This window comes from Xanthomonas campestris pv. campestris str. ATCC 33913 (genome assembly GCF_000007145.1).
GTDB lineage: Bacteria > Pseudomonadota > Gammaproteobacteria > Xanthomonadales > Xanthomonadaceae > Xanthomonas > Xanthomonas campestris.
Genome location: NC_003902.1, coordinates 998105 through 1024935 on the forward strand (window position 1 = coordinate 998105; position 26831 = coordinate 1024935).

The 26831-nt window shown below is 67.4% G+C and carries 23 protein-coding genes, 3 other RNA genes and 1 pseudogene; 15 read left to right on the forward strand and 12 right to left on the reverse strand.

Going from position 1 to position 26831, the window contains the following annotated elements:
- The first annotated feature begins 104 nt into the window (after window positions 1-104).
- The 4 genes from XCC_RS04355 to XCC_RS04370 all read left to right on the forward strand — a co-directional run bounded on the left by XCC_RS04355 (window position 105) and on the right by XCC_RS04370 (window position 5166).
- On the forward strand, window positions 105-2318 hold the full coding sequence (locus XCC_RS04355) for a DUF1631 domain-containing protein (protein WP_011036077.1): 2214 nt from the start codon (window positions 105-107) through the stop codon (window positions 2316-2318).
- 221 nt (window positions 2319-2539) lie between these two features.
- Window positions 2540-4888: a DUF1631 domain-containing protein gene (locus XCC_RS04360; RefSeq protein ID WP_011036078.1), complete on the forward strand. Its 2349-nt coding sequence runs from the start codon at window positions 2540-2542 to the stop codon at window positions 4886-4888.
- Window positions 4889-4949: 61 nt separating this feature from the next.
- A non-coding RNA gene (locus XCC_RS04365) (sX9 sRNA) lies at window positions 4950-5023 on the forward strand.
- Between the two features lie 68 nt (window positions 5024-5091).
- Window positions 5092-5166, forward strand: a non-coding RNA gene (locus XCC_RS04370) — sX9 sRNA.
- Between the two features lie 63 nt (window positions 5167-5229).
- Here the strand turns inward: XCC_RS04370 and XCC_RS04375 are convergent.
- Window positions 5230-6093 (reverse strand): alpha/beta hydrolase, encoded by an 864-nt coding sequence (locus XCC_RS04375; RefSeq protein WP_011036079.1) that lies wholly within the window; start codon window positions 6091-6093, stop codon window positions 5230-5232.
- A 140-nt stretch (window positions 6094-6233) separates the two neighbouring features.
- Between XCC_RS04375 and XCC_RS04380 the strand changes: the two genes are divergently transcribed.
- A complete protein-coding gene (locus XCC_RS04380) occupies window positions 6234-6893 on the forward strand; it encodes a TetR/AcrR family transcriptional regulator (protein ID WP_011036080.1) in 660 nt (219 codons plus the stop codon).
- 397 nt (window positions 6894-7290) lie between these two features.
- Here the strand turns inward: XCC_RS04380 and XCC_RS04385 are convergent.
- From XCC_RS04385 to XCC_RS04405, 5 genes are all read right to left on the reverse strand, one after another.
- Window positions 7291-7365, reverse strand: a non-coding RNA gene (locus XCC_RS04385) — sX9 sRNA.
- Between the two features lie 456 nt (window positions 7366-7821).
- Window positions 7822-8301 carry a DUF3106 domain-containing protein gene (locus XCC_RS04390; protein ID WP_011036081.1) on the reverse strand — a complete coding sequence of 160 codons (480 nt, stop codon included), beginning with the start codon at window positions 8299-8301 and terminating at the stop codon, window positions 7822-7824.
- 5 nt (window positions 8302-8306) lie between these two features.
- Window positions 8307-8660 (reverse strand): hypothetical protein, encoded by a 354-nt coding sequence (locus XCC_RS04395; protein ID WP_011036082.1) that lies wholly within the window; start codon window positions 8658-8660, stop codon window positions 8307-8309.
- Window positions 8657-9220: an RNA polymerase sigma factor gene (locus tag XCC_RS04400; protein ID WP_029216817.1), complete on the reverse strand. Its 564-nt coding sequence runs from the start codon at window positions 9218-9220 to the stop codon at window positions 8657-8659. Before XCC_RS04400 ends, XCC_RS04395 begins: the two co-directional genes overlap by 4 nt.
- A 350-nt stretch (window positions 9221-9570) precedes the next feature.
- Window positions 9571-9990, reverse strand: coding sequence for a hypothetical protein (locus tag XCC_RS04405; protein ID WP_011036084.1), 420 nt, complete (start codon window positions 9988-9990; stop codon window positions 9571-9573).
- Between the two features lie 173 nt (window positions 9991-10163).
- Between XCC_RS04405 and sufT the strand changes: the two genes are divergently transcribed.
- The 5 genes and pseudogenes from sufT to XCC_RS04430 all read left to right on the forward strand — a co-directional run bounded on the left by sufT (window position 10164) and on the right by XCC_RS04430 (window position 17596).
- The gene (sufT, locus tag XCC_RS04410; RefSeq protein WP_011036085.1) at window positions 10164-10718 is read left to right on the forward strand and encodes a putative Fe-S cluster assembly protein SufT; all 555 of its coding nucleotides are present in this window, start codon (window positions 10164-10166) and stop codon (window positions 10716-10718) included.
- A gap of 64 nt (window positions 10719-10782) precedes the next feature.
- Window positions 10783-11868 carry a branched-chain amino acid aminotransferase gene (locus XCC_RS04415; RefSeq protein WP_011036086.1) on the forward strand — a complete coding sequence of 362 codons (1086 nt, stop codon included), beginning with the start codon at window positions 10783-10785 and terminating at the stop codon, window positions 11866-11868.
- Window positions 11869-12181: 313 nt separating this feature from the next.
- A complete protein-coding gene (locus tag XCC_RS04420) occupies window positions 12182-13924 on the forward strand; it encodes a S8 family peptidase (RefSeq protein WP_011036087.1) in 1743 nt (580 codons plus the stop codon).
- Window positions 13925-14160: 236 nt separating this feature from the next.
- A pseudogene (locus tag XCC_RS04425) lies at window positions 14161-15560 on the forward strand (S8 family peptidase); the annotation flags it as partial.
- Window positions 15561-15898: 338 nt separating this feature from the next.
- The gene (locus tag XCC_RS04430; protein ID WP_011036090.1) at window positions 15899-17596 is read left to right on the forward strand and encodes a S8 family peptidase; all 1698 of its coding nucleotides are present in this window, start codon (window positions 15899-15901) and stop codon (window positions 17594-17596) included.
- A gap of 125 nt (window positions 17597-17721) precedes the next feature.
- Here the strand turns inward: XCC_RS04430 and ybaK are convergent, their stop codons facing one another.
- Window positions 17722-18195, reverse strand: coding sequence for a Cys-tRNA(Pro) deacylase (gene ybaK / locus XCC_RS04435; protein WP_011036091.1), 474 nt, complete (start codon window positions 18193-18195; stop codon window positions 17722-17724).
- A 3-nt stretch (window positions 18196-18198) separates the two neighbouring features.
- A complete protein-coding gene (locus tag XCC_RS04440) occupies window positions 18199-18684 on the reverse strand; it encodes an asparaginase domain-containing protein (RefSeq protein WP_011036092.1) in 486 nt (161 codons plus the stop codon).
- Window positions 18685-19099: 415 nt separating this feature from the next.
- Between XCC_RS04440 and XCC_RS04445 the strand changes: the two genes are divergently transcribed.
- Window positions 19100-20317: a glycoside hydrolase family 30 beta sandwich domain-containing protein gene (locus tag XCC_RS04445; protein ID WP_011036093.1), complete on the forward strand. Its 1218-nt coding sequence runs from the start codon at window positions 19100-19102 to the stop codon at window positions 20315-20317.
- A 135-nt stretch (window positions 20318-20452) separates the two neighbouring features.
- Here XCC_RS04445 and XCC_RS04450 read toward each other — a convergent pair whose 3' ends face one another.
- Together XCC_RS04450 and wrbA are read right to left on the reverse strand one after the other, a co-directional pair.
- Complete coding sequence (locus XCC_RS04450) at window positions 20453-20797, reverse strand: DUF2069 domain-containing protein (RefSeq protein ID WP_011036094.1); 345 nt, start codon at window positions 20795-20797, stop codon at window positions 20453-20455.
- On the reverse strand, window positions 20794-21390 hold the full coding sequence (wrbA, locus tag XCC_RS04455) for an NAD(P)H:quinone oxidoreductase (RefSeq protein WP_011036095.1): 597 nt from the start codon (window positions 21388-21390) through the stop codon (window positions 20794-20796). Before wrbA ends, XCC_RS04450 begins: the two co-directional genes overlap by 4 nt.
- A gap of 112 nt (window positions 21391-21502) precedes the next feature.
- Here wrbA and XCC_RS04460 point away from each other — a divergent pair, with 112 nt between their 5' ends.
- The 4 genes from XCC_RS04460 to XCC_RS04475 all read left to right on the forward strand — a co-directional run bounded on the left by XCC_RS04460 (window position 21503) and on the right by XCC_RS04475 (window position 24968).
- On the forward strand, window positions 21503-22780 hold the full coding sequence (locus tag XCC_RS04460; RefSeq protein WP_011036096.1) for a YihY family inner membrane protein: 1278 nt from the start codon (window positions 21503-21505) through the stop codon (window positions 22778-22780).
- On the forward strand, window positions 22777-23391 hold the full coding sequence (locus tag XCC_RS04465; RefSeq protein ID WP_011036097.1) for a TlpA family protein disulfide reductase: 615 nt from the start codon (window positions 22777-22779) through the stop codon (window positions 23389-23391). The genes XCC_RS04460 and XCC_RS04465 overlap by 4 nt, the downstream gene beginning before the upstream one ends.
- A complete protein-coding gene (locus XCC_RS04470) occupies window positions 23391-23657 on the forward strand; it encodes an acylphosphatase (RefSeq protein WP_011036098.1) in 267 nt (88 codons plus the stop codon). The genes XCC_RS04465 and XCC_RS04470 overlap by 1 nt, the downstream gene beginning before the upstream one ends.
- Before the next feature lie 87 nt (window positions 23658-23744).
- The gene (locus XCC_RS04475; protein WP_011036099.1) at window positions 23745-24968 is read left to right on the forward strand and encodes a hypothetical protein; all 1224 of its coding nucleotides are present in this window, start codon (window positions 23745-23747) and stop codon (window positions 24966-24968) included.
- Here XCC_RS04475 and ppk2 read toward each other — a convergent pair.
- Both ppk2 and moaB read right to left on the reverse strand, forming a co-directional pair.
- Window positions 24950-25732 carry a polyphosphate kinase 2 gene (gene ppk2, locus XCC_RS04480; RefSeq protein WP_011036100.1) on the reverse strand — a complete coding sequence of 261 codons (783 nt, stop codon included), beginning with the start codon at window positions 25730-25732 and terminating at the stop codon, window positions 24950-24952. The genes XCC_RS04475 and ppk2 overlap by 19 nt on opposite strands.
- 30 nt (window positions 25733-25762) lie before the next feature.
- Window positions 25763-26281 (reverse strand): molybdenum cofactor biosynthesis protein B, encoded by a 519-nt coding sequence (moaB, locus tag XCC_RS04485; protein WP_011036101.1) that lies wholly within the window; start codon window positions 26279-26281, stop codon window positions 25763-25765.
- Window positions 26282-26831 lie beyond the last annotated feature (550 nt).

Below are 26831 nucleotides of genomic sequence, written 5' to 3' on the forward strand. Positions count from 1 at the left end.
GATTATAGACGGGCCCTTCCCAACGCCCGTTGCACCATGGCCGGCCGGGCGCTGTCCGCCTGCCATGGCAGATCCTTCTTCATGCGTGCCCTTCGCGTCGTCCGATGACCCAGTTCCTGCCCACCGATGCGCTTCCCAGCCGCAACCCGCAACTGTTGGATCAGGTGCGCGAGGTGGTGCTCGTGCCGCTGGCCGACGCCTTCCTGGACGTGCAGGACGTGCTGGCCGAGTCGCTGTTCCGGCTGGCGGCCGATGCCGGCCCGGCGCAGAACGATTTCATGGAAGCGATCAAGGCGTTGCGCCAGCAACGTGAGCCGATCACCGCGCGCTTCCGTGGGCATCTGGCGCAGGCCTGGCAAGGCCTGGAATCCGGGCGCCCGCTGTCGGCCGACCGCACCCTGGCGCGCGGCGGCGCGGGCCTGAGCCTGCTGCCCGAACACGACCTGGAGGTGCGCCTGGCGGTGCGCAACCTGGCGGGCGCCCTGCAACACCAGTGGCGCCCGGAGCTGATGCGGCTCAACCGCTACCTGGGCTTCATTGCCGGCGGCCTGCGCATTGACGGCGACAGCAATCCGTTTGGCCCCGAGCACCTGGGCGTGGCGCTGTACGAAGCCTTCCAGGGCGTGAGCCTGGCGCCGAAGGTGCATCTGGCGGTGATCAAACTGTGCGAGCAGCAGTTGATGGACCGCGTCGGCACACGCTACAGCGAACTCGAACAGGCGCTGGCACAGGTGGCGCGCCTGCGCGACCTGCCAAAGGCACGCAGCCGCCGGCGCGGGATTCCGCGCCAGGGCGAGGCAGTGGGCGAAGACAGCGGCGATGCGCCCGACTGGATCGCACGCTTCTTCGCCGACTGGTCCGGCGGCCAGAGTGCGCTGGTCGGAGTGGAGGTCATCGACGTGCATCTGCGCACCGGCCGAGACGTGCTGCCGGCCGGGCTGCATCAGTTGCTGCAGCATGCCCGCCGGCAACGCGAGCCGGGCCAGGCAACTGTCTCCACCGAGCAACGGTTGCTGTCGCCGCGCGAAGTGGTCTCGGCCCTGTCATTGCTGCAGACCATGCCCAAGGCCGGCTTTGAGGCCATCGACGGGCTGCAGCTGGGCCTGGCGCGCGGGCTGCGCCAGCAGGTGATGCGTGCGGCGGCCTCGCTGGGCGTGGACCCGGCCACCGCCCGCCTCAATCCTGACGACGAAGACGCGCTGGATCTGGTGGCGCTGTTGTTCGAAGCGATCCTGGTGCAGAGCCATCTGTCCGACTGGCAGCGCGCCTTGCTGGGCCATCTGCTGGTGCCGATGGCCAAGATGGCCATGCTCGACGGCCGCCTGTTCGTGCGCGATGGTCATCCTGCACGGCGCCTGCTCAACCTGTTGGTGGAGGCCTGCGACGGCAACGGTGGCGAAACCTCGGCCGAGCAGGCGTTGCTGGCGCAGGTGCAGGCCGCAGTGGACGAGGTGGTGCGCGATTTCGACGAGCACCCGGCGGTGTTTCTGTCGCTGGAGGCCGAGTTCGGCGCCAGCTACGAGCAATACCGGCGCCGGGTGGAAATCGCCGAGCGCCGTGCCAACGAACTGCAGCGCGCCGAAGAACGCCGCGAGCGTGCGCGCGGCGTCGCCGCACAGGTCTTGGCCGAGCGGCTGGCGCGTGGCGCGCTGCCGCCGGTGGTGGAGCATTTTTTCAGCCGCGTCTGGCACCCGGCGGTGCAGCGGGCGGCGTTGCGCGACGATGGCGCCGGCCCGCTGCTCGAAGAGGCGCTGGCGCTCGGCGACGCGGTGCTGGCGCAGCTGAGCCAGGCCGGCGGCGGCGAAGCGCTGGAGCCGTACCGCGCGGCACTGCTGCAGGCGTTTGCCCAGGCCGGGCTGGCCCAGCGCGAAGCCGAGCAGGCGCTGCAGGAACTGCAGCACGCGCTGGTGGCCGGGCAGGGCGCGGCCGCGCCGATCCTGGCGACCTTGCGGGTTGGCGCCAGCCCCGCCGATGCGGTGGCCGAACCGCTGACCCCGATGCTGGACGCCTCTGCCGAGGTGGAATTTGACCGCGTCACCGCCGATTACTTCCGCAGGTTGCCGCTGGGAACCTGCCTGGACTTCATCGACCGCGCCGGGCGTGTACAGCCGGGCAAGCTGTCCTGGATCAGCCCGATCTCCGGGCGGCTGATGTTCGTCAACCGCCGTGGCGGGCGCTTGTGCGTGTCCTCGCCCGAAGAACTGGCCATGATGGTCTGGCTGGACCGGCTGCGCTTGCACCGCGAGGACGATGCCTTCTACAGCGCCATGCAAGGGGTGGTGGACCGCCTGGATGGTTCCGGCGCCGCGCATGCTTAACCTTGGCCGCCGCCCGGCCGATTCTGGCAAGCTCCACTGCAATGCAGGGGCTACGATGTACGACTGCCATGCAAACCCTGGGCGGTCACGAGTAAAGTGAGAACTTCGTCACATTTATCGCGCGTACGAACCGCCTACCATGCGAGGGCGGAATTTGGGGCCGCGTCTGTTTTTCCTCGTTCGAGAATTTTCACGCCTGCAAAGGCGGGGAGCCTTTGCGCATGACCTTCCAGCCCAGTCCGTCGGGACACCCGGGCCGTGACCAACGCTTGCTCGATCAGGCGCACGCTGTCTTCGTGCCGCCGATCGCGCAGGTATTTGCAGCTGCAGTGGCACATTTCGATGATGTCCTGTTCGACCGCGCCGAATCCGCGGGCGCGTCACAGTTGCTGTTTCTCGATGGTATGCGCGAACTGCGCCGCAAGCGCGACGAGGTCTCTTCACAATTCCGCCAGCAGCTCGAGGCCGATTGGCAGGCCTTGCTGCAAGGCACGCCGCTGTCGGCGGAGGTGGTGCTGGCCGGCGACATGGGTACCGGTCCGCTGAGCCTGGTGCCCGAGCACGTGCTGGAATCGCGGCTGGCGGTGCGCAATCTGGCCACCGTGCTGCTGCGGGATTTCAAGCAGGTGCTGGCGCGCATCGATCGTCGCCTGGGCTGGATCGCTGGCGGCCTGGAGCTGGTGGCCGATACCAACCCGGTGGGCCCCGAGCATCTGGGCGTAGCCATCCACGAAGCCTTTGCCACCTGCGACCTGGCGCCGGAAGTGCGCCTGGTGCTGATCAAACTGTGCGAGCGCGACCTGGCTGAGCCGATCGGCAAGCTATACGCCCGCCTGGACGAGACCCTGGCCAAGGCCGGGGTGATGCCCGAGATTTCCCAGCCCAAGCGTGCGCCACCGCGCATGCAGCCGCGCAACGATGCGCAGGGCGAACGCAGCGCCGCCGACGGCCAGGGGTTCGATGGCGAGGCCGCTGGCGAAGACCCCAACGAGCAGTACGCGCCGGCCTGGGCCAACCGGTTTCTGGATCGCTGGGCGCATAGCCGCGGGCGCATGCAGGCGGCCGCGCAGCGCGGCAGCGCCGATGGCCATGCGGGTGGAGACGGCGACGCCGATCACCCGGGCGGCAGCCAGGGCATGCTGCTCGACGCCCTGCACGAGCTGCTCCAGCAGACCCGCAACGTGCGCGAAAACGCCGCATCCGCCGCATCCGTAGCGGTGGGGCAGCAACGCCCGCTGAGCCAGCGCGAGATGATGTCGGTGCTGTCGCTGCTGCAGGCCACGCCGAGTGCCACGCTGCAGGCGGCGATCGGCGACGACGACGAATCGCTTGCGCAGCGTCTGAAAAACGAAGTGCTCAACAGCGCTACGCGTCTGGGTGTGGACCCGGCCACCGCAAAGCTGGATCCGATGGACGAGGATGCGATCGATCTGGTCGGCATGCTGTTCGACGTGATGCTGGACGAGCGCGACCTGGAAAACCGCTCGCGCGAGATGATCGGCCGGCTGGTGGTGCCCTTCGTCAAGGTTGCGCTGCTGGACCGCAAGATGTTCGTGCAGAAGACCCATCCGGCGCGGCGCCTGCTCAATTCGCTGGCAGAGGCCTGCGAAGGCAACAACGGCGACAGCGCTGCCGAGCGCGTGCTGATGGGCAAGGTCGAAGAAATCGTCGACCGTCTGGTGGCCGAATTCAACGAGAATCTAGCGATCTTTCTCACCCTGGAAGAAGAATTCCGCGACTTCCTGTCGCAGCACCGGCGCCGGGTGGAAATTGCCGAACGCCGCGCTACCGAAACCCAGCGTGGCCAGGAAAAGCTGGAACTGGCGCGCACCCGCGCGCTGTCGGAACTGGAGCAGCGCGTGCAGGCCGGCGCGCCATTGCCCAAGGCCGTGGAAGATTTCCTGCGCCAGCCGTGGCTGCATCACCTGACCATGGCGATCCTGCGCGACGGCGACGAAGGCCCAGGAACCGTCGAGGCGCTGGCAATGGCCGACGGCGTGCTGGAGGAACTGGCCGAGGCGCGCCGCCACATCACCGGCAAGCCGTGGCTGCAGGCCTGGCAACCGGCGCTGCACCGCGTGTTTGCCAGCGTGGGATTGCATGGCGATGCCGTGGTGGTGGCGATCACCGCGCTGCACGACACCTTGCAGGCGATTGCCGAGGCGCGGCCAGAGCTGGAAAAGGCCTTGCCGGAGTTGCCGCAGGTGAACCTGCCACCGCCGGCGGCCGAGAGCGTCAGCGTGGTGCTGGGCGCCGAGGCCGTGGCACAGAGCATCGACAGCGCCGATGCGGAGCGGTTCCGCGCAATGGACATCGGCACCTGGCTGGATTTCGTCGACAAGGACGGCAAGGTGCAGGCGGGCAAGCTGTCGTGGGTGAGCCCGATCTCCTCGCGGCTGCTGTTCGTCAACCGGCGTGGCGTGCGCTTCTGCGTCGCTTCTCCGGAAGAACTGGCAGTGATGGTGCGGCTGGGGCGGCTGCGCGAACACATCAACGACGGCGCGTTCGACAGCGCGATGCAGGGCGTGATTGACCGCCTGGATCCGCTCAACAACGGCACCGTGCACTAAGCGCCGCTGTCAAAACGGCTGCGCAGCCGCCAGGCGGGCGCGGCCGATGCTCGGAATCCTCAGGTACTGGCGGACACTCCGGTTCCTCCGCGCCGTTCGCACCCATTGGCGACTGCTTGCTCCGTTGTGTTACCCGCTCTAAGCGCCGCTCTCAGAACGGCTGCGTCGCCTCCAAGTGCGTGCCGCCCGTACTCGGCATCCTCATGTGCCCGCGGACACTCCGGTTCCTCCGCGTCGTCCGCACCAACCTGACGATTAACCGTTCCGCTGTGTTCGCGGCTCTACGCACACCCGCACGGTCGCCATGACCTTGCGGCATGCGCGGCGACCCGTTGCCAGCCTCAGCGAGGCGCCGGGCCGACAAAGTGCAGTGCCTGATCGATCACCGAGGCGTGATCGACCATGCGGTTGTGGCCCAGTCCCTCGGTACTGACCAGCTGCGCGCGCGGCCACAGTGCGGCGAAGCGTGCGCCTTCTTCCCACGGCGTTTCGCGGTCGCGGCGGTCGTGGATGATCAGCGCGGGCCGATCGAAGTGCGGCAGACGTTCGCTGGCATCGAAGTCGGCGAAACGCTTGCCGGTGAGCTCGGACAGCCACTGTTCGAATGGTGCGAACGTGCGTGCGGCGATGCCGGCGGCGGCAAACTGGCGTTCCGCGCTTTTGGCCGGGGTGAGCAGTGGCGCGATCAGCACATAGCGCGCCGGTCGCCAGCTGGCTTCATCGGCGAACACCACCGACGAGGCGCCCATCGAATGGCCGATGAAGGCCGCCGGCCGACCGAAATGGCGGCCGATGTGGCGCAGCACCTCGACAAAGTGCGGGAAATTGCTGCGACGGCCGCTGCTGGCGCCGTGGCCGGCCTGATCGAAGGCCACCACGGCATACCCCAGCGCCTGCAGGCGCGGCACCCAGGCGGCAAAGCGCAGCCCGAAACTCGACCAGCCATGCGAGAGCAGCACATACGGATGCTCGGCCGGGTCGCCCCAGCAATAGACAGTCACATCCGTGTCGGCGATGCGCAGGGTGTGGCGGGCCGTGTCCGGCAGGCTGGCGAGCGCCGCAGCGGCCTGACGGCGCGTTGCGGGCAACGGCGTCACGAAACGCTTGGCCAGATAGCGGCCGGTGGGGCCGGGTGCGAGCCGGCTGGCGGTGGCCAGGGCGGTGCGGAGCAGGCGAAGGCGCAGGGGAGGGCGGGACGGGCGCATGTAAGAAATCCGGAAGGGAGGCATCCAGCCAGGCGGTGCCGATGAGTCGGTATGGCCGAGTCTGCCTGCTCCATCTTGTCACCGTCAAGATTGAGTGGTTCACTGCCCTGGTCTCATGATGAGAGCCACGAGAGAAACGCATGCCACATGCGCGCGCCAGACGAGAATTGCCCCATGAGGACCGCACCGTGAGTGCTACCGCCACGCCGTCAGATGCGCCCGGCACGTATCACCACGGCGATTTACCCGCTGCATTGCGTCGGGCCGCGTGGGAGATCGTGGCCGAGTCGGGCGCCCGCGCGCTGACCTTGCGCGCTTGCGCCCGCCGGGCCGGCGTGTCGCATGCCGCGCCGGCGCACCACTTCGGCTCGCTCAATGGCCTGGTGGCGGAAATGGTGGCCGACGGCTACGAGCGCATGGTCGCGCGCATCGCGGCCACCCAGCAGGACGTGAGCGACCCGGTGATGGGCTGCGGGCTGGGCTACATCCGCTTTGCGATCGAATTTCCACAGCATTTCCGGTTGATGCTCAGTCTGGATCTGCGCGCACATCCGTTGCCGCGCCTGGCCCAGGCCAGCGAGGCGGCGCGCGCTTGCCTGCGCAATGCCTTGTCGACCGCCTGGAGTGCGCAGCACGGCAGCCCCCCGCCGGCCGAGCTGCTGCAGCAGCGCACCTTGCTGGCCTGGAGCGCGGCGCATGGGTATGCCGCGTTGGCGATCGACCACCCTGCGCAGTCGGTGCCGCTATTCCCGCCAGAGCTGATCTTCGCGCCGCTGATCCCGGCGCTGCTGGCGCCCTGATTGCAGGCTGGCTGTTCTTCATGGCGGCGAGCCTGGCGTAATGACGTACGCAGCAATCGGGGTCGCCTTGGAGCTGTGCTGGTAGTTGGCGGCAATCGTCAATTAGCGGCTGGGAGCGCAGGCGGTGATCAGCGGACAGCAGGCAAAAAGTAGCAGGCAGCTGGTAGCAATCAGACACAGCGATCAGCAAACATCAAGCAGCAAAAATAGGCAGTCGCAGTGAGTCACCACCAGCAGCTAGCGAGAGTGGTGTGTCGCGAGCCAGTACCGGAGTGGGAGACTGCGTGCGCCGGATGCAATGTTTGACGCAGGGATCGCGCTCGTTGCGTCGTTTGACGACAGCCGACGTCGCAGCGATCGCCAGGCGACCAACGCGGGGATCAACTTGATTTAGAGCGGCCAACAAAACGTATCGAGCAGCCGTCAGGTGGGTGCGGACGGCGCGGAGGAACCGGAGTGTATGCGGGTACATGCCGATTCCGAGCACCGGCCGCGCCCGTCTGGCGGCTGCGCAGTCGTTTTGATAGCTGCTCTTAATGCAATAGGCCGCCGGCACACGCTAAGTGCGATACCGCATTGCAGGTGGCGACTACTCGCTCGCCAGGATGCCGATCGGGTTGGCCGAGTGCTCGTGCAGGCATTGCGCGAAGCGTGTTCTGCGTATGTTTAGTGCAGCACGCGTTGCCAACGTACGCGGAAGGAGGGGATGCACATGCATCGGCAACGACGATTCTCTCGATGCGCGTCTTTGGATCGAGCATCCTCAGCGCGTGTTTTAGGTGCGGTTGCTCTGCCTGGCGAGGCGATGACGCTGCAGCAGGGAGGGCCGGACGTCTTCGCGATGGACGGTGCAGGTGCAGCGTCTCCGGGTTCCGATACCGCCAGCCCAGCGAACGCTTACGCGCACGCGCCAACGCGGCGCATGCGCTCAATCATCGACCGGCGGATGCGCGCGGAGCCAGGCGCTGCGCTCGGCCGGGCTCATTTTCTGCCAGCGCTGCTGCAGTTCGTTGCGCTGTTGCGGGCTGAGTGTGCGCATGCGCTCGAACAGGGCTTTGGCCTCGCGGCGCTGCTCGGGGCTCATGTTGCGGAAGCGGTCCATCCCGGCCTTGGCCTGCTTGCGTTGTTCCGGGGTCATGTCCAGCCAGCGGCGTGCGTGCCGGAACATGCGTGGGCGCTCGTCCGGCGCGTCGTTCCAGCGCTCGCGCAGGGCATCGATCAAGACCTGGCGTTGCTGCGCGCTCAACGTGTCCCATTCGGGCATCGGCGTCTCGGCGCCGCGCGGGCCGGGCCCATCGTGCGGTGGCGGTCCCGGCGGCGGGCCGGGTGGGCGGTCCTGTGCCCACAGCGCCGCGCAAGGCGAGGCGCACAGCAACAGAGTCAACAGCAGGCGCGTGGTGCGGGTCATCGTGCTCATTCCATGGCCAGGGCGGTATCGGAGCCGAGCCAGACGAACATGTCCGGGTTCTGGGTCAGCAGGTCATCGGTGTCGGTGCTCGTGGCGGCCGGTGTAGTGGTCGCCACCTGCGTGGTCGTGGTTGCCGGTGCTTGCTCGGTGGGACGCAACTGCACACCGATGCCTACCGCCAGCAGCGCCGAGCACGCGGTGGCCAGCAGCCAATGCAGGCGCCGCGAACGCTGGGCGGTGGCCGCATGGCGTGCCTGGCGCAGCTGGGCCAGTGTCTCCGGCGGCAAGGTGGTGAGTGCGGTGGCATGCAGCCGGCGCATCTGCGCATCGAACTGGGCCGGGTCGTGGGAGCGGTTCACAGGAAATCCTCGAACTGTTTTTGCAATGCGTCGCGCGCACGCGACAAATGGGTTTTGACCGAGCCTTCCGAGCAGCCCATCGCTTTGGCGGTGGTGGCCACGTCCAGGTCTTCGAGCACGCGCAGCGTGAAGGCTTCGCGCTGGCGTGCCGGCAATGTGCGCAGCGCTTCGACCAGGCGTTGATAGGCCTCTTGCTGCTGCTGTTCGCCGGCCGGGCCAATGCCCGGATCGAGCCAATCGATGCTGCCCTCGTCGTCGGCACGCTCGTTCGGGGCCCAGAACTTCAGCCGGAAGCTGCGCCGCCGCTGCAGGTCGATGATGCGGCTGCGCAGGATGCTCCAGAACAACGGGGTCCATTCTTCCGCAGGACGATCGCGATAACCGAGCAGCCGCACCATGGCGTCCTGCACCGCGTCCAGCGCGTCCTCGCGATGGCGCAGGCCGGTCTCGGCAAAGCGGAACGCGCGCGGCCCGATCCCGGACAGGAACGCGTCCAGCGAGACAGGCGCCGCCGTTGCCGGTGCAGCAGGTTGCGGATCGAAAGGGGTTCCCACCAGCACAGCGTAGCTTCCGCGAAGACGATATGCCGTCAACGCACGTGCGTGCATCGGGTTGACACGCGATGACACGGACAAGGCAGGGCACGGGAGGTCGGCAAGAATCGCGGCGGGCGGGGTGCCTGCCGCCAAGCGCCCGACGCCTGTAATGTGTGTCACCGCGGCGGGACTAGACGCGCCGAAACCAACGCCAGCGATTGGCCGAACTGGAGCCTGATCCGCCTGCTTCGCAAACAAGCCAAAGAGACGGCCACCGCTCCGTTCAAGCGGTAGGCACCAACGCCGGCGGGTCCGAGCGAAGCATCACAGCCCACACTGCCAGCACACCGCGCGTAGGCACGGGGAAACGCCAGCTAGCGGCTGGCCCACCAGCCCAGTCCCAGCGCGGCCACATAGCAGGCCAGGTCGAACCCGGTATTGGCCAGCTGCAGCAGGGTCCAGGCCAGGCCGGCGCCCATCTTCAGCGACGAGGTCCACGGATCCAGGCCGAGTGCGCCGCCCAGCTGTGCCGACGCAATGCCCCAGTTGGCCGCCACGATGAGCGCCACGGTCGACACCAGGGTGATGCCCACGCGCAGCGTGCCAGCCGGCAAGGTGCCCAGGCGCAGCATCCACGCCACTTCCAGCGCGACCAGCACCGCCATCCAGCCGGATTGATGGCCCAGGGTCAGCGCAACGAGGATCCAGGCGATGAGGGCGGTGACGCATCCCAGCAGCAGGAGCGGGGGCCAGAGCCAGTGAGCGGTTCTGGCGGGCGCAGAGGTGGGCGGCATTGGAACTCCTGACAGTGCGCACATGATAGAGCGCGTGCCGCCGTTGCGGTGTGCAGCGCTGGCGGATGGAATGCAGCGTCGTCCGTGCTGCAAGCCGCAATCGGCAGCCTGCCCGCCGTGGTCGGCTAGAATGGCCGACTTGCGCGCTCCCGTCGCGGCCCCATATCCAGCCCATGTATTCCCGTAGCAGCGAACCCGTCCAGTTCGAACGCGATTGCGATGCCGTCATGGTGCCGCAGGGCGATTCGGTGACCCTGCCCGCAGGCAGTTACGGCTATATCACCCAGGCGTTGGGTGGCAGCTATACCGTCTTCGTCGAAGGCAACCTGTTCCGTATTGCCGGCAAGGACGGCGATGCGATCGGCAAGGAGGCCCCACCGGGGCTGGAACTGCCGGAGAACGCCAGCGACGAGGAAGTGGAAGCGCTGGTGTGGCAGCAGCTGCGCACCTGCTTCGACCCGGAGATTCCGTTCAACATCGTGGATCTGGGCCTGGTCTACGAGGCAGTGGTCAGCCATCGTGAGGAAGACAACCAGCGCCGGGTGGACGTCAAGATGACCCTCACCGCGCCCGGTTGCGGCATGGGCGAGATCCTGGTCGACGACGTGCGCAGCAAGGTGGAAATGATCCCGACCATTGCCGAGGCCGACGTGGAGCTGGTCTTCGACCCGCCTTGGGGCCGGCATATGATGTCCGAAGCGGCCCGTCTCGAGACCGGCATGCTCTGACCATCAGGCGCCATGTCTTGCACGTGGCGCCGCGTCTTTCCTTCCGCTCTACAGGAATCTCTCGGTGTCCGTGTCCTTCGCTTCCACCCGCTCCCCGTCGCCGCGCAGCGCCGACGAACTGTCCGTGATCCTGGCTGCGCCGGGGTTCGGCCTGCATTTCACCGACCACATGGTCGCCATCTCCTGGACCAACGAGCTCGGTTGGCACGATGCGCAGGTGCGTGCCTACGGCCCGCTGCAGCTGGATCCGGCCGCCTCGGTGCTGCATTACGGCCAGGAGATCTTCGAAGGTATCAAGGCCTACCGGCATGCCGACGGCTCGATCTGGACCTTCCGCCCGCAGGCCAATGGCGAGCGCCTGCAGCGCTCCGCGCGCCGCCTGGCGCTGCCGGAACTGCCGGTGGACCTGTTCGTGGAGTCGCTGCGCCAGTTGGTGGCCGTGGATGCCGGCTGGGTGCCGTCGGCGCCGGAAACCAGCCTGTATTTCCGCCCGTTCATGATCGCCGACGAGGCGTTCCTGGGCGTGCGCGCGGCGCACAAGGCCTCGTACTACGTGATCGCCAGCCCGGCCGGTCCGTATTTCGCCAAGGGCGTGGCGCCGGTGTCGATCTGGTTGTCCACCGAGTACGCACGTGCAGCCAAGGGCGGCACCGGCGCGGCCAAGTGCGGCGGCAACTACGCCGCTTCGCTGCTGCCGCAGCAGAAAGCCTACGCGCAGGGCTGCTCGCAGGTGCTGTTCCTGGACCCGGTGGAAGGCAAATACATTGAAGAACTGGGCGGCATGAACGTGTTCCTGGTCTACAAGGACGGCACGCTGGTGACCCCAGAGCTGTCCGGCAGCATCCTGGAAGGCATCACCCGCGACAGCATCCTGCAGCTGGCCCGTGACCGCGGCATGCAGGTGGTGGAGCGCAAGGTGTCCATCGACGAGTGGAAGGACGGCGTGGCCTCCGGCGAGATCAGCGAGGTGTTCGCCTGCGGCACGGCGGCTGTGGTTACCCCGATCGGCGAGCTGAAGGGCGATGGCTTTGCGGTCGGCGACCTGTCTGCACCGGCGGGCGAGGTGACGATGTCGCTGCGCCAGGAGCTGACCGACATCCAGTACGGGCGCGTGCCGGACCGCCACGGTTGGCTGGTGCGTCTGTCCTAAGCCAACACGTCAAGCCAAATCAGGGCCCCTGCGCGTCAGCGCAGGGGCTTTTTTTTGCGCGCAGTGCAGCAAGTGCGTGTCATTTGGTGTCGCCGCATGTCATCGCGAGACTGAACGGTGCCGTACGGTGTCACAAATCTGATATTTAATTTTTTGAAAGTGCGAAGTTCTTATTGTCCAGTTCGGTTGGATTGCGGTAGGTTCGCTGAACGGATCGATAACAGGGGCGATCCGGGGACCTCGGCGCTGACCTACGGAAGGCGGCGCCGGATAACACCGCTCCGGCGGTTCTCTTGATATGGAAGGGAATTCGATGTCGACTGCGTCTCTCCGCAAGCGTACTGGCTCGCTCACCATCCTGGGCGCGTCCGCCCTGACCTCGCTGCTGCTCGCGATGCCGGCCTTTGCCGGCGAGGTCTACCTGGATGGCCTGGCCACCGCACAGACCCATCAGAAATTCATCGTGACCTACAAGGACGGCAGCACCGCGCTGGCCAGCCCGTCCGCGTTGACCACCTCGCTGCGCACTGCTGCGCGCGCGGTGCCGGCCAAAGCCGGCAAGGCGCTGGGCCTGAACTCGGTGCGCCGCCTGGCGTTGGGGCCGGAACTGGTAAGGGCAGACCGCGCCCTGGACCGCGCCGAGGCCGAAACCCTGATGCGGCAATTGGCCGCTGATCCCAACGTGCAGAGCGTTGAAGTCGACCAGATCCTGCATGCCACGCTCACCCCCAACGACACCCGGTTGTCCGAGCAGTGGGCGTTCGGCACCACCAACGCCGGCCTGAACATCCGCCCGGCCTGGGACAAGGCCACCGGCAGCGGCACGGTCGTGGCGGTGATTGATACCGGCATCACCAGTCATGCCGACCTCAACGCCAACATCCTCGCGGGCTACGACTTCATCAGCGATGCGACCACCGCACGCGATGGCAACGGCCGTGACAGCAACGCCGCCGACGAAGGCGACTGGTACGCCGCCAACGAATGCGGCGCCGGCATTCCCGCCGCCAGCTCCAGCTGGCACGGCACCCATGTGGCCGGCACGGTCGCGGCAGTGACCAACAACACCACCGGCGTAGCCGGCACCGCCTACGGCGCCAAGGTCGTACCGGTGCGCGTGCTCGGCAAGTGCGGTGGGTCGCTGTCGGATATCGCCGACGCCATCGTCTGGGCCTCCGGCGGCACCGTCAGCGGCATCCCGGCCAATGCTAACCCGGCCGAGGTGATCAACATGTCGCTCGGCGGCGGCGGTAGCTGCTCGACCACCATGCAGAACGCCATCAACGGTGCGGTGTCGCGCGGCACCACGGTGGTGGTCGCGGCCGGCAACGATGCGTCCAATGTGTCCGGTTCGCTGCCGGCCAACTGCGCGAACGTGATTGCGGTGGCCGCCACCACCTCGGCGGGCGCGAAGGCCAGCTATTCCAACTTCGGCACCGGTATCGATGTGTCGGCGCCCGGCTCGTCGATCCTGTCCACGCTCAACAGCGGCACCACCACGCCGGGTAGCGCCAGCTATGCCTCCTACAACGGCACCTCGATGGCGTCGCCGCATGTGGCCGGCGTGGTCGCGCTGGTGCAGTCGGTCGCCCCGACCGCGCTGACGCCAGCAGCGGTGGAAACCTTGTTGAAGAACACCGCGCGTGCTTTACCGGGCGCCTGCTCGGGCGGCTGCGGTGCCGGCATCGTCAACGCCGATGCCGCGGTCACTGCGGCCATCAATGGCGGGAGCGGCGGCGGTGGCGGTGGTGGAAACACCTTGACCAACGGCACTCCGGTGACCGGCCTGGGCGCGGCGACTGGCGCGGAATTGAACTACACCATCACCGTGCCGGCCGGCAGCGGCACCTTGACGGTGACCACCAGCGGCGGCAGCGGCGATGCCGACCTGTATGTGCGCGCCGGCAGTGCACCGACCGACTCGGCTTACACCTGCCGCCCATACCGCAGCGGCAATGCCGAGACCTGCACCATCACCGCACCGTCCGGAACGTATTACGTGCGTCTGAAGGCCTACAGCACGTTCTCCGGCGTCACCCTGCGCGCCAGCTACTAACCGCGCGTCACGCGCGCCCCGGCACTGCGCCAGGGCGCGCTCCTCATCTGCAATCCACTCCACGCCTGCCGATTCGGCAGGCGCTGGGAATGTGTTGCCGCGTGGCCGGGACGGACACCGGTCAGTCGTTTCGACAGGCACCTGCCTGTGCACTTCCAGACCTGCCATCGCAGCGCGCGATGGGGTCCGGCCATCACGCCGCATCTGCGGCACCTCATCACTGAAAGGAACGATCGATGTCCAATGTGTCGCAACGTCGTGCGCCTACGCGCGCGCTGGTAGTCCTGGGTGTGTCCGCGCTGACCTCGCTGCTGGCGGTGCCGGCCTTCGCCGGGCAGGTGAATCTGTCCGGGCTGGATTCGCAGCCGACGCTGGATCGCTTCATCGTCAAATACCGCGACGGCAGCAGTGCGTCGGTGAGCCCGACCTCGATGCGCGCCTCGCTCAATTCGGTGGCCACTGCGGTGCCGGCACGCGCCGGCCGCGCGCTGGGCCTGAACCACGTGCGTCGCACCGCGCTGGGCTCCGAAGTGCTCAAGACCGACCGCAGTCTGGACCGCGCCGAAGCCGAGACGCTGATGCGCCGCACATCGCCGCCGACCCGAGCGTGGAATACGTGGAAATCGATCAGATCATGTACCCGACGCTGACCCCGAACGACACGCGTCTGTCCGAGCAGTGGGGCTTCGGCACCACCGCATCGGGCATCAACGTGCGCCCGGCCTGGGACACCGCCACCGGCACCGGCGTGGTGGTCGCGGTGATCGACACCGGCATCACCAGCCATCCGGACCTCAACGCCAACGTGCTGCCCGGCTACGACTTCATCAGCGATGCGGCGCGTGCGCGCGACAACAACGGCCGTGACAGCAACGCGGCCGACCAGGGCGACTGGCGCACGGCCAACCAGTGCGGTACCGGCGTGGCAGCGGCCAATTCCAGCTGGCATGGCACGCACGTGGCCGGCACGATTGCCGCGGTCACCAACAACAGCACCGGCGTGGCCGGCACCGCGTTCAATGCGCGCATCGTGCCGATCCGCGCGTTGGGCCTGTGCGGCGGCTCCTCCTCGGACATCGCCGATGCGATTGTGTGGGCTTCCGGGGGCACCGTCAGCGGCGTGCCGGCCAATGCCAACCCGGCCGAAGTGATCAATATGTCGCTCGGCGGCAATGGCACCTGCTCGAATACCTACCAGAACGCCATCAACGGCGCGGTGTCGCGCGGCACCACGGTGGTGGTGGCGGCAGGTAACAGCAATGCCAACGTGGCCAATTTCACCCCGGCCAGCTGCGCCAATGTGATCTCGGTGGCCTCGATCACCTCGGCCGGCGCGCGTTCGAGCTTCTCCAACTTCGGCACCACCATCGATATCTCCGGTCCGGGCTCGGCGATCCTGTCCACGCTCAACAGCGGCACCACCACCCCGGGCAGCGCCAGCTACGCGTCCTACAATGGCACCTCGATGGCGGCGCCGCACGTGGCCGGCGTGGTCGCGCTGGTGCAGTCGGCAGCGTCGCGTCCGTTGACCCCGGCGGCGGTGGAAACGCTGTTGAAGAACACCGCCCGGCCGTTGCCGGGCGCCTGCTCGGGCGGTTGCGGTGCCGGCATCGTCAACGCAGCCGGCGCGGTCAGCCAGACGCCGTAACGCGACGCCGTAACGCGTATTTCCCCAGCGCACAGTGCCGGCGTCTGTCAGAGCGCTCCCGACGCGGCTGTCGGTGCCTGTCTCTCTCTCTTGTGCCCCGCCCAGGCGGGGCTTTTTTGTGCGCGCGCTGCATGGGCCGGGACGTGCGCCAGGGGTAGCTGAACGAACGCAAGTGGGCGGATGCTGCCTGGCTTCAGCGCCATTCGGGTTCGCCGATAGCCTCGTCACGTGGGGGCTGCGTCATGCAATGCCCGCGCATCCGACGCGGCGTTGCAGTCCCTGCGCTGCGCGTCATCCGAGTACCGATATCCTGGGGAGGGCGATTCATGAGGCAGTCAACGGTTGGCGCAGTGCGCTACGCGGCGTGTGTGTGTGCGATGGCGTGTGTGTTTCAGGTATCGGCCGGCGAGGTCAACCTGCAGGGCCTGGCATCGGGCTCGAGCCACCAGCGTTTCATCGTCAGCTACAAGGACCGCGTAGGCAGCACCCGCGCGACCGGGCTGTCGGCTCCGTGGGGCGAGATCGCCCGCGCCGTCCCTAGGCGGCAAGGGCGCGCGCTGGGCTTGTCGGCCATGCGTCGGCTCAGTGCCGGCCCGATGCTGCTGGTGGCCGATCGGCGCCTGGACCGGGTCGACTCGGAAAGCCTGATGCGCCGGCTTGCCGCCGACCCGACCGTCAAGCGGGTGGAAGTGGACGTGCTGATGCGGCCGCTGCTGGCGCCCAACGACCCCGGCCTGCCACAGCAGTGGGCGATGGGAACCACCACCGCCAGCCTCAATGTCCGCCCGGCCTGGGACCGCACCACCGGCAAGGGCATCGTGGTGGCGGTGATCGATACCGGCATCACCGCGCATCCGGACCTGGCCGCCAACGTGTTGCCCGGCTACGACTTCATCACCGACCCCACCGTCGCAGGCGACGGCAACGGGCGTGACAACAATGCCGCCGATCAGGGCGATTGGTCCGCGGCCAACGCTTGCGGTGCGGGCGCGTCGGCGTCCAATTCCAGCTGGCATGGCACCCATGTCGCCGGCATCGTTGCCGCAGTTGGCAACAACGCGGCCGGGGTGGTCGGCACTGCCTTCAACGCCAAACTGTTGCCGTTGCGCGTGCTCGGCAAATGCGGTGGCTACATGTCCGATATCGCCGATGCCATCGTGTGGGCATCTGGCGGCAAGGTGACCGGCGTGCCGGCCAATCCGAATCCCGCCACGGTGATCAACTTGTCGCTCGGCGGCTATGGCAGCTGCTCGACGATCATCGGCAATGCCATCACCGGCGCGGTCACGCGCGGCACCGCCGTGGTAGTGGCGGCCGGCAACAGCAACATGGATGTGGCCACCAGCATGCCGGCCAATTGCGCGAACGTGATTGCGGTGGCGGCAACCACCTCGGCCGGCGCCAAGGCCAGCTTCTCCAACTTCGGCAAGGGCGTGGACATCGCCGCGCCCGGCCAGGCGATCATTTCCACGCTCAATAGCGGCACCACGGTTCCAGCCAATCCGGCCTACGCGGTGTATAGCGGCACCTCGATGGCGGCGCCGCATGTGGCCGGCGTGGTGGCGTTGATGCAGTCGGTGGCACTTAACCCGCTGACGCCGGCAACGGTGGAGGCGCTGCTGAAGAGCAGTGCACGCCCGTTGCCGGTGGCGTGCGCTCCCGGCTGCGGTGCGGGCCTGGTCAATGCCGATGGCGCGGTGGCGGCGGTGATCAATGCCACGCTGCTGACCAGTAATGCAGTACGCACTGGCCTGAGCGCGGCGATCGGCGATTCGCTGTATTACCAGGTCAAGGTGCCGGCAGGCACGCGCTCGCTCAAGGTCACGCTCAGCGGCGGCAGCGGCAATGCCGACCTGTCACTGCGCGCCAATGCACTGCCCACCGACGCTGCCTTTGGCTGCCGCAGCATGCTGGTCGGCAACACCGAAGCCTGCACACTGACCGCACCTGCGGCAGGCACGTATTACGTGCGACTGAAAGGAACGCTGGCGTTCTCCGCGGTCAACCTGGTGGCGACGTACTGATAGCAGGGCAGCCGCCTGGCCGTGCGAGGCAGTGACGCGCTGGTGCCTGAGGCAAGGCGCCAGCGCGTTTCTATGTATGGCGGACGCAAGGCTGGCTTACCTGCGCTATTTCGGGCGTGGCAGGCTCACTCGCAGAGCGGGTAAGCGCGCGCGCCGAGGACATGCACAATCTCGGCGCCGGCCAGTTCCAGCAGCAGGCCACGCTGGCCGGCGTTGATCCACAACGCAGGTGCGTCGAGCACGCTGGATTCGATCAGCACCGGCGTGGGCCGCTGCTGCCCGAGCGGGCTGATGCCGCCCACCTTGTAGCCGGTGCGGCGTTCGGCATCGGCCACCTCCATCATGCGCGCGGACTTGCCGCCGCAGGCGCTGGCAAGGGTCTTCAACGACAAGCGGCGGTCGCACGGGATCACCACGCAGATCGCGTGCTCGTCCACCCAGGTCATCAGGGTCTTGAGCACCTGGTGCGGCGGCAGTTGCAGCGCCTGCGCAGCTTGCAGGCCCTTGGCGTCGGCATCGGCCTGGTACTGATAAGGATGCAGCACATAGGCCACGCCGGCCGCATCCAGTGCACGGGTTGCGCGGGTGGCCTTGCTCATCGCTTAGACCGGTTCGAACCGGTTGGCCGCCACGTTCTTGCGCACCGTTTCCGGGTTCCAGATCCTTCCGTTCATGGCGATGTAGACGCCGGCCGGCAGCGTCTGGACGGCCCCGACCGCGCAGCCGATGTTGAACTCGGCATCGGAGCCGCGAAAGCGCGCCGGATTGAGTGCGCCGGTCATCACGATGGTCTTGTCGGCGATCGACTGCAGCACCTTGCCGGTTTCCACCATCGAATCGGTGCCGTGGGTGATCAGCACCTGTCGGGCGGGCTGCGCCTGGATGGTGGCGCGGATCAGCTCGCGGTCTTCCTGGGTGATGTGCAACGAATCCTTGCGGATGATCGGGATGACCGTGAAGCGGAAGGTCACGCCCAGTTCCTTGAGGATCTGGCCGATCTGCGGGTCGCCGATCTGGTAGTCCGATTTGTCGTCGAAGTAGATCTTGTCGATCGTGCCACCGGTGGTGACGATCAGGAGGTCTTCCATTGCTGCGGGTCCTGTAGGGCCGGCGCGGTGCAAGGCCGCGCGAGGGTCGCCATGATACGGCGCTGGCGCCAGCGGTGCAGGCGATGGCCGGGCAGGGCAGGGCGCATTCCGATGTAGGGCGCGGCAGCGTGAGGCGTGGTGCACTGCCGCGGCGGTGACGCGGGCGCGTGCGTCACCGCACGCACGCTTTCCTGCGCCATCCTTCCACTGCATGACAGTGCCGCGTTCTGGGATGCCATGCCCATTAAGTGTCATCGGCCACGCGCACACTCCACACGCCGTTTCACTGGTCGCGATCGCTTTGTTGCGCGGCCTTGCGAGGCAGCAATGCCAACGCGCTGTGCAACGGCTGCCTGTGCGCGCACGGTCGTCGATGCGTTGGGTTGGCGCCTTCGTTCAATTCTTGAGATGAAGCATGAAGCCTTCCGTGTTGCTGCGTGCCGTAGTGCCGTTGATCGGGTTGTGCCTTACCGCCACTGCCGCTGCGCAAACCGTCACGGTCAACCCGAACCAGACGTACCAGACGGTGCGCGGATTCGGCGGGATGAATGGTGCGGGATGGATCAACAATCTGACCCCCGCGCAGGTGGATCTTGCCTATGGCAGCGGCAACGGACAGATCGGCCTGTCGATCCTGCGCATGCGCATCGACCCCTCCAGCAGTGGCTGGAGCCTGCAGGTTCCCACCGCCGCGCGCGTGCGCGCGCTGGGTGGCATATTGTTCGCCACGCCGTGGTCGCCGCCGGCGTACATGAAGTCCAACAAAAGCCTGGTCAAGGGCGGCAAGTTGTTGTCCACCTCGTACGCCGCCTACACCACGCATCTGCTGGATTTCGCCAACTACCTCTCGGCGCGCAATGCGCCGCTGTACGCGATCTCGCTGCAGAACGAGCCGGATTGGCATCCAGACTATGAATCCGCAGACTGGAATGGCAGCGACTTCGTCAACTATCTCAACGCGGAAGGTGGGAAGTTCGGCGCATTGAAGGTGATCGTGGGCGAATCGGTTGGCTTCACCTTTTCCATCACCGACCCGGTGCTCAACAACGCCAAGGCCAGCCAGGCCACGTCCATCGTTGCCGGGCATCTGTACGGCGCGCAGCCAAAGGACTACGCACTGGCGCGCAGCAAGGGCAAGCAGGTCTGGATGACCGAGCACTACACCGACACCAGCGATGGCAATGCGTGGCCGTCGGCATTGGGCGTTGCGAGCGAGCTGCATCAGAGCATGGTCGCCAACTACAACGCCTACATCTGGTGGTACATCCGCCGCAGCTACGGGTTGATCAGCGAAGGTGGTTCGGTCAGCAAGCGCGGGTATGTGATGTCGCAGTTCGCGCGGTTCGTGCGGCCAGGGTCGGTCCGGATCGGTGCCACCGAGCACCCGTATGCGGACGTGTCCACCACGGCGTACCGCACGCCGGACAACAAGATCGTGGTGGTGGCGGTCAACACCGGCACCGCCCACCAGCGGCTGGATCTGACCGTGCCGGCCGGCGCGGCCACGCAGTTCGTCAAATACACCACCTCATCCAGCCTCAACGCCGGCTATGCCGGTGCGTACACGGTGAGCGGCGGCAAGACCTCGCTGTATATCGACCCGCAGAGCATCGCCACGCTGGTGGGGCAGTGACAGGCGGGTGCTGCGGTGAAGGTGGCAGGCAATTGAGTGCGCTGCCCACGGCAATGACCTCGCCGTGACGGTGTGAGTCCACGGCCAGTGGGGCGGGCAGTTCGTCCGCCCCACTGGCCGCCTGCGCAACCCGCGTTAGCGAGGAGCGCGGCGCTTGCCGAACCGCGCGGCCACGCCATGGCCGCTGACCAGCGCCACCACCAGCAGGGCCAGCAGCAATTCCAGCCAGGCCAGCCCACGCACGCCGGGCGCGCTCCAGGCGGCCATGATGCCGTGGCTGAACCAGCCCAGCGCAAACACGCCGGCCCAGAAGCGCGCACGCGCGCTGCGCACGGCGCCCATGGCCATCAGCAGCGGCGGCAGCGCGAACACCAGTAACGCGGCGACGCGATGGCGGTCATCGTGAAACCACGCCACGAACAATGCTGACAGGGCCAGCAAGGCGGCGGTGAGCAGCCAGTGCGCGGCGCGCCGGCTCACGGGGTTACCAGCCGCCGGGCGATATCGGCGACGCGCCGGCCCAGGGCGCGTGCCAGCACAGCTTCCTCGTCGCTGGGCTGCGGGTCGCCACCCGCACCGGAGACATGGCTGGCGCCATAGGGCGTGCCGCCGCTGGTGGTGTGGCTGAGGGCTGTTTCGGTAAACGGGATGCCGACGATCAGGCAGCCGTGGTGCAGCAGCGGCAGGTGCATCGACAGCAGCGTGGATTCCTGGCCGCCGTGCATCGAGGCAGTGGAAGTGAACACCGCCGCCGGTTTGCCGGCCAGGGTGCCGTTGGCCCATTCGGCGCCCAGGCTGTCGAGGAAGTGCTTCATCGGCGCGGCCATGTTGCCGAAGCGCGTCGGGCTGCCGAGCAGCACGCCGGCGCATTCGGCCAGATCTGCAGCGTCCACATACGGGGCGCCTTCGTCGGGTACCGGCGGGGCGCTGGTCTGGGTGACCGCCGCCACCGGCGGGACCGTGCGCAGCCGCGCGCTCATGCCGGGCACTTCGCCAATGCCGCGCGCGATCTGCCGCGCCAGCCGCGCCACCGAACCGCCACGGCTGTAGTACAGCACCAGAATTTCCGTCATCGCGCATCTGCCGCCTGTGTGAGGTGGCCGCAGTATCGGCGATGGCGTGGCCTGGCTGCACGCCGCAGGTGCGGCAAGGCCGCGATGACGACGCTTCGGTTACCCTTGCCCGATGTCGCGTGTGAACACCATGCATCAGTGGAAGGAACGCCTGCGGGACCGTGCACGCACGGCCAGCTTCGGGCGTTTTCTGTGGCGCCGTTTCCTGGACGACCGGCTGTTCCAGGCCGCCGCGTCGCTGGCCTACACCACGGTGTTTGCGCTGGTGCCGCTGGCGATCGTGGTGTTCGGCGTGTTGTCGGCGTTTCCGGCGTTCAACGAGTGGAAGGACGCGCTCACCGACTTCATCTTCAATAACTTTGTGCCAGGCGCGGCGCGCTCGGTGCAGAACTACCTCAACCGGTCGCTCGAGGATCTGGGCAAGTTCACCGTGGCCGGCATGGTGGCGCTGGTGGCCTCGTTGCTGATCACCCTGCACAGCATCGAGCAGACCTTCAACAGCATCTGGCGCGTGGCCGCGGCCCGGCCCAAGGTGACGCGCTTTCTGATCTATTGGACGGTGCTGACGCTGGGCACGATGCTGGCGGCCGCGTCGATGGCCATGGCTGCGTATGTGTTCGCGCTGCCGCTGTTCCGCACCACCGAAGGCCAATGGCTGGCCGAATTCGCCTGGCGGCTGGCACCGATGGCGGTGGAGTTCGTCTGCATCGTGCTGATCTACCGCGTGGTGCCGCAACATGCGGTGCGGCTGCGGCATGCCCTGCCGGGCGCGCTGCTGGCGGTGATCCTGATGGAAATCGTCAAGTGGGGCTTTGGCTTTTACCTGGGCAATTTCCAGACCTATCAACGCATCTATGGCGCATTGTCGGCGCTGCCGATCCTGCTGCTGTGGATCTACCTGAGCTGGGTGTCGGTGTTGCTGGGTGCCTCGCTGGCGTCGTCGATGTCGGCGTTCCGCTACCAGCCCGAGGCCATGCGGCTGCCGCCGGGGTTCGAGATCTACGGCCTGCTGCGCCTGCTCGGGCGCTTCCGCCAGGCCCGCCTGCACGGCAACGGGCTGGACGAAGACCGCATCCTGGCGCTGGAGCCCATGCTCACCGACACCTTGATGCAGGAGCTGCTGTGCGAGCTCAAACGTATCCGCCTGCTGCGCCGTGACGAGCGCGGCAACTGGCTGCTGGCGCGCGATCTGGACGTGGTGCCGCTGGCCGAGCTGTACGAAAGCTGCCAGCTGCGGGTGCCGGTCGAAGACCGTCCCTTGCCGTGCCGCGACGACCCCTATGGCCAGGCCGCCGCGGCCGCGCTGGAACAATTGCGTCAACCGCTGCGCAGCGTGCTGGCGCAGCCGGTCGGCGACCTCTATACCCACCTTCCGGGAGATCCTCCATGACCCTGCGTTCGTTGATGCGCGGCGCCTGCGCGCTGCTGTTGCCGTTGGTCCTGCTCACCGCCTGCAAGCCCACCGGCGAGGGCACATCGACCACGGCGTCACCGGCACCCACGCCCGCCAACCAGGCGCCGGCGACCCCGCCGGCCGGCACTGACCCGGCCGCTGTGTCCACCACTAGTTCGGTGGTGCAGAAAACTGCCGAGATGCCGACCCTGTCGCTGCCCACCGTGTCCGGCGAGACCTACGACCTGGCTGCGCACCGCGGCAAGTGGGTGGTGGTGAACTTCTGGGCCACCTGGTGTGCGCCGTGCCTGAAGGAGATGCCCGAGCTGTCGGCGCTGCACACCATGCGCGACTCCATCGAAGTGGTCGGCCTGGCCTACGAGGACATCACCACCGCCGACATGCAGTCCTTCCTCAAGGATCACCCGGTGTCGTATCCGGTGGCCATCCTGGACCCGTATCAGCCGCCGCAGGACTTCGCCACCCCGCGCGGGCTGCCGATGACCTACCTGATCGGCCCCGATGGCAAGGTGGCCAAGCAGTTCCTCGGCCCGGTCACCGCGCGCGACATCGAGACCGCAGTGGGCATCACCGGCAAGGCCGGCTGATGCAGGCGGCACGCTTCATCTTCACCGGCGTCGTGCAGGGCGTGTTCTTCCGCGCCTCCACGCGCGAGCGGGCGCTGGCGCTGCAACTGCGCGGACATGCGCGCAACCAGGCGGACGGCAGCGTGGAGGTTGTCGCCGCCGGTTCCGCTGCAGCACTGGAGGCACTTGAACACTGGCTCTGGCAGGGCTCGCCAGCGAGCAAGGTCGCGTCTGTCACGCGTACGCCATGCGCGATTCCGACGACTGAAGCATTTGTAACCGGCTAGCCAAAAGTTGCCTGAGCAGGGCAACAGACTTGCGTTTCCTCGCCGATAACCTGGATGTCCACGCGATCAGGCGTGCAGGGGAAATGTATGGCAGCTCCATCTCAAGACCAGAACAGTGGGCGCGACCTGCCCGAACCTCGCAGTGCATCGGCGCAGCTGGCGCCGTGGCTGTATCTGGGCGCGCTGCTGGGCAGCGGCTGGCTGTTGTTCATGCACCCGGCCACGCGGGTGTTGCGCGCCGAGCAGGCCGCCGCCAGCTGGCTGCTGGCCTGGGTCTTCGCGGGCATCGTGCTGGGTGCGGTGCTGTGGAGCCTGCGCCTGGCGCGGCGCGGCCTGGGCGAGCCGTCGGCCAGCTATCCGTTGTCTGCCCGTCTTCCCGATTCCTGGGCCGATGCCTACGCCGCGCTGTTGCGGCCGGCCACGGCAGCACCGCTCGCCCCGGCCAAGCCTGATCCGGCCAACGCGCTGCGTGGCGCCGCCTGGCACCGCTTCGGCGGCGGCATGCTCAACGTCGACGCCTTCGATCCGAACGACGCCACCCGCGCGCCGTGGGATGCGCTGGACAGCCAGGCCTGCATCGCGCGCCTGGACGAGCTGCGTCCCGCCTGGCAAAACGCCAGCGCCAACCGCGCGCAGCAGCAGGAACGCCGTTATTGGCTGGATGTGGTGCTGTCGCTGCTCGATCACGGCGTGATGCGCCCGCTGCAGGACGGCTATCTGCCCGACACCGCCGCGCTGCGGACCGAACGCCTGTTGCTGGGCGCCGACGCCGGCCCGCTGGTGCTGGCCGACGTGCCGGCCCTGTTCGCCCGCCGCCTAGTGCTGGCCATCGAGGCGATGCCCTCGCCGCAGCGCGACGGTGCGCTCGCGCAATGGCAGCTGTTGCAGCAGTTACACGCCCTGATCGCCGAAAGCCGCGTGCTGGACGAGCGCTCGCAGGTGATCCAGGTGCTCGCCTGGAACCCGGACGTGGACCTGGACCAGGTGGAAGTGGCCTACATCCTGGCCGCCGAATACCGCCAGGGCATGCGTGACTGGCTACGCCGCGCGGCCACCGTGCGCCTGCCCGACACCGCGCTGCGCCTGGACGAAGTGCTGTTGGCGTCCTGCAGCCCGCTCGGGCCGCAGACCGACGATGTCGACTACATTGAGGCCATGCGCCCGCTGCACCGCGGTTTCATGCAGTTGTTCGCCCAGCGCCTGAGCCAGTTGGTGGTGCAGGCCGAGCAGGTCGAAGGCCAGGCGGGCGTGCATCCGCTGCCGCGCGCCACTGCCGCCAGCGATGAAGTCTCTCAGGACTGGCCGGCGTAATCGTCGATCGGGGTCAGCACGCCGTAATGCTCCTTGTGCAGCTTGCCGTCCAGTGGCGGCAGCGGCAGCAGCTCCTGCGGCACCGAGGTATCCGGCAGCCGGTCCAGCAGATCACGGATCAGGCTCAGCCGCCCGCGCTTCTGGTCATTGAAATCCACCAGCGTCCACGGCGCTTGCGCAGTGTGGGTGGCCTGCAGCATGCGTTCGCGCGCGGCGGTGTAGTCGTCGTACTTGGCGCGTGATTGCAGGTCCACCGGCGACAGTTTCCAGCCCTTGAGCGGATCTGCGTGGCGCTCGGCAAAGCGTTCTTCCTGCTCGGCCTGATCCACGCACAGCCAGTACTTGAACAGCAGGATGCCGTCGTCGACCAGCAATTGTTCGAAGCGCGGTGCCTGCTCCAGAAACGCCTGGTACTGCGCGTCGGTGCAATAGCCCATCACGCGCTCCACGCCGGCGCGGTTGTACCAGCTGCGATCCATCAGCACCAACTCGCCGGCCGCCGGCAGATGCGTCACGTAACGCTGGAAATACCACTGCGTGCTTTCGCGATCGCTGGGCTTGGGCAACGCCACCACGCGGCATTGGCGCGGATTGAGATGGCTGGCGATGGTTTGAATCACGCCACCCTTGCCGGCGGTGTCGCGGCCTTCCACCAGCACCAGCGCGCGCTGGTTGGTGTGCTGCAGCCAGCGTGCCATGCCGACCAGTTCCAGCTGCAGCGGTTCCAGCAGTTTCTTGTAGGCCTTGCGTTTGAGGTGCGACATGCGCGTTCCGCCAGCGATGGAGCGCGCAGGCTATTCGCTCAGCCGTGGACGCAGTGTCGCCAGGTTGCAGGGCTTGGTGCGCGCATCCAGCTGCGCACGCACGATCTTTTCCCACGCGGTGCGGCAGGCCGAAGTGGAACCGGGCAGGCAGAACACGAAGCTGTGGTTGGCCAGGCCGGCAAACGCGCGTGACTGCAGCGACGAGGTGCCGATTTCCGCAACACTGATGGCGCGGAACATCTCGCCAAAGCCCGGCATCAGCTTGTCCAGCAGCGGGGTGATCGCCTCGGGCGTGGAATCGCGCCCGGTGAAGCCGGTGCCACCGGTCACCAGGATGCCGTCCACCTGCGCATCGGCGATCCAGGCGGAGACAATTGCACGCATGCGATAGCGATCGTCCGGGCACAACGCACGCGCATGCAGCACGTGGCCCTCGTGGGTGAGCGCGTCGACCAGATAATCGCCGGAGCGGTCATCGGCCAGGGTGCGGCTGTCGGACACCGTCAGTACGCACAGGTGCAAGGGAATGAATTCGAGATTGGAAGGCATGACGCCAGCCTAGCGAGCCTGGACGGCCGGGTACAGCACCACGGCGTGAAGCCGCACAACGTCAGTCGCAGTCGAGGGTCCGCTGATACTGGCAATTAGCAACTGACAGTTCGTGGCAAATCGATAAGCCGCTCTCCCTGGGGGCGAGAAGGCACAGCTTGCGCGCCATGGGCGCGCGTGCCGCCGAGCGCCCACGCCGCAAGGTTGGACGCCCCTCTCCCTCCGGGAGAGGGGTTGGGGTGAGGGTACGGCGAAGCAAGACGCTAGCTTCGGTGAGGGGGCGGCAGCGCGGCCGGGGATCGGCTCCTCGGCTCGGCAGACATCCTGTCTGACTCGCCGCCGCGGCACATCCCTGTGCGGCTCTCCGCCAATCCCCGGCCACGCTGCCGCCTCGGCACTTCATTACGGTGACTTCGAGGAGTTTGAACGCGATAGTGAGGAAGTTGTCTGGAGCCCCTCTCCCGTTGGGGCGAGCAGGCACAGCGTGCGCGCCATGCGCGCGCGTGCCTTGGAGCGCCCGCGTCGCAAGCGCGGGCCGGGGCGTGGAGCG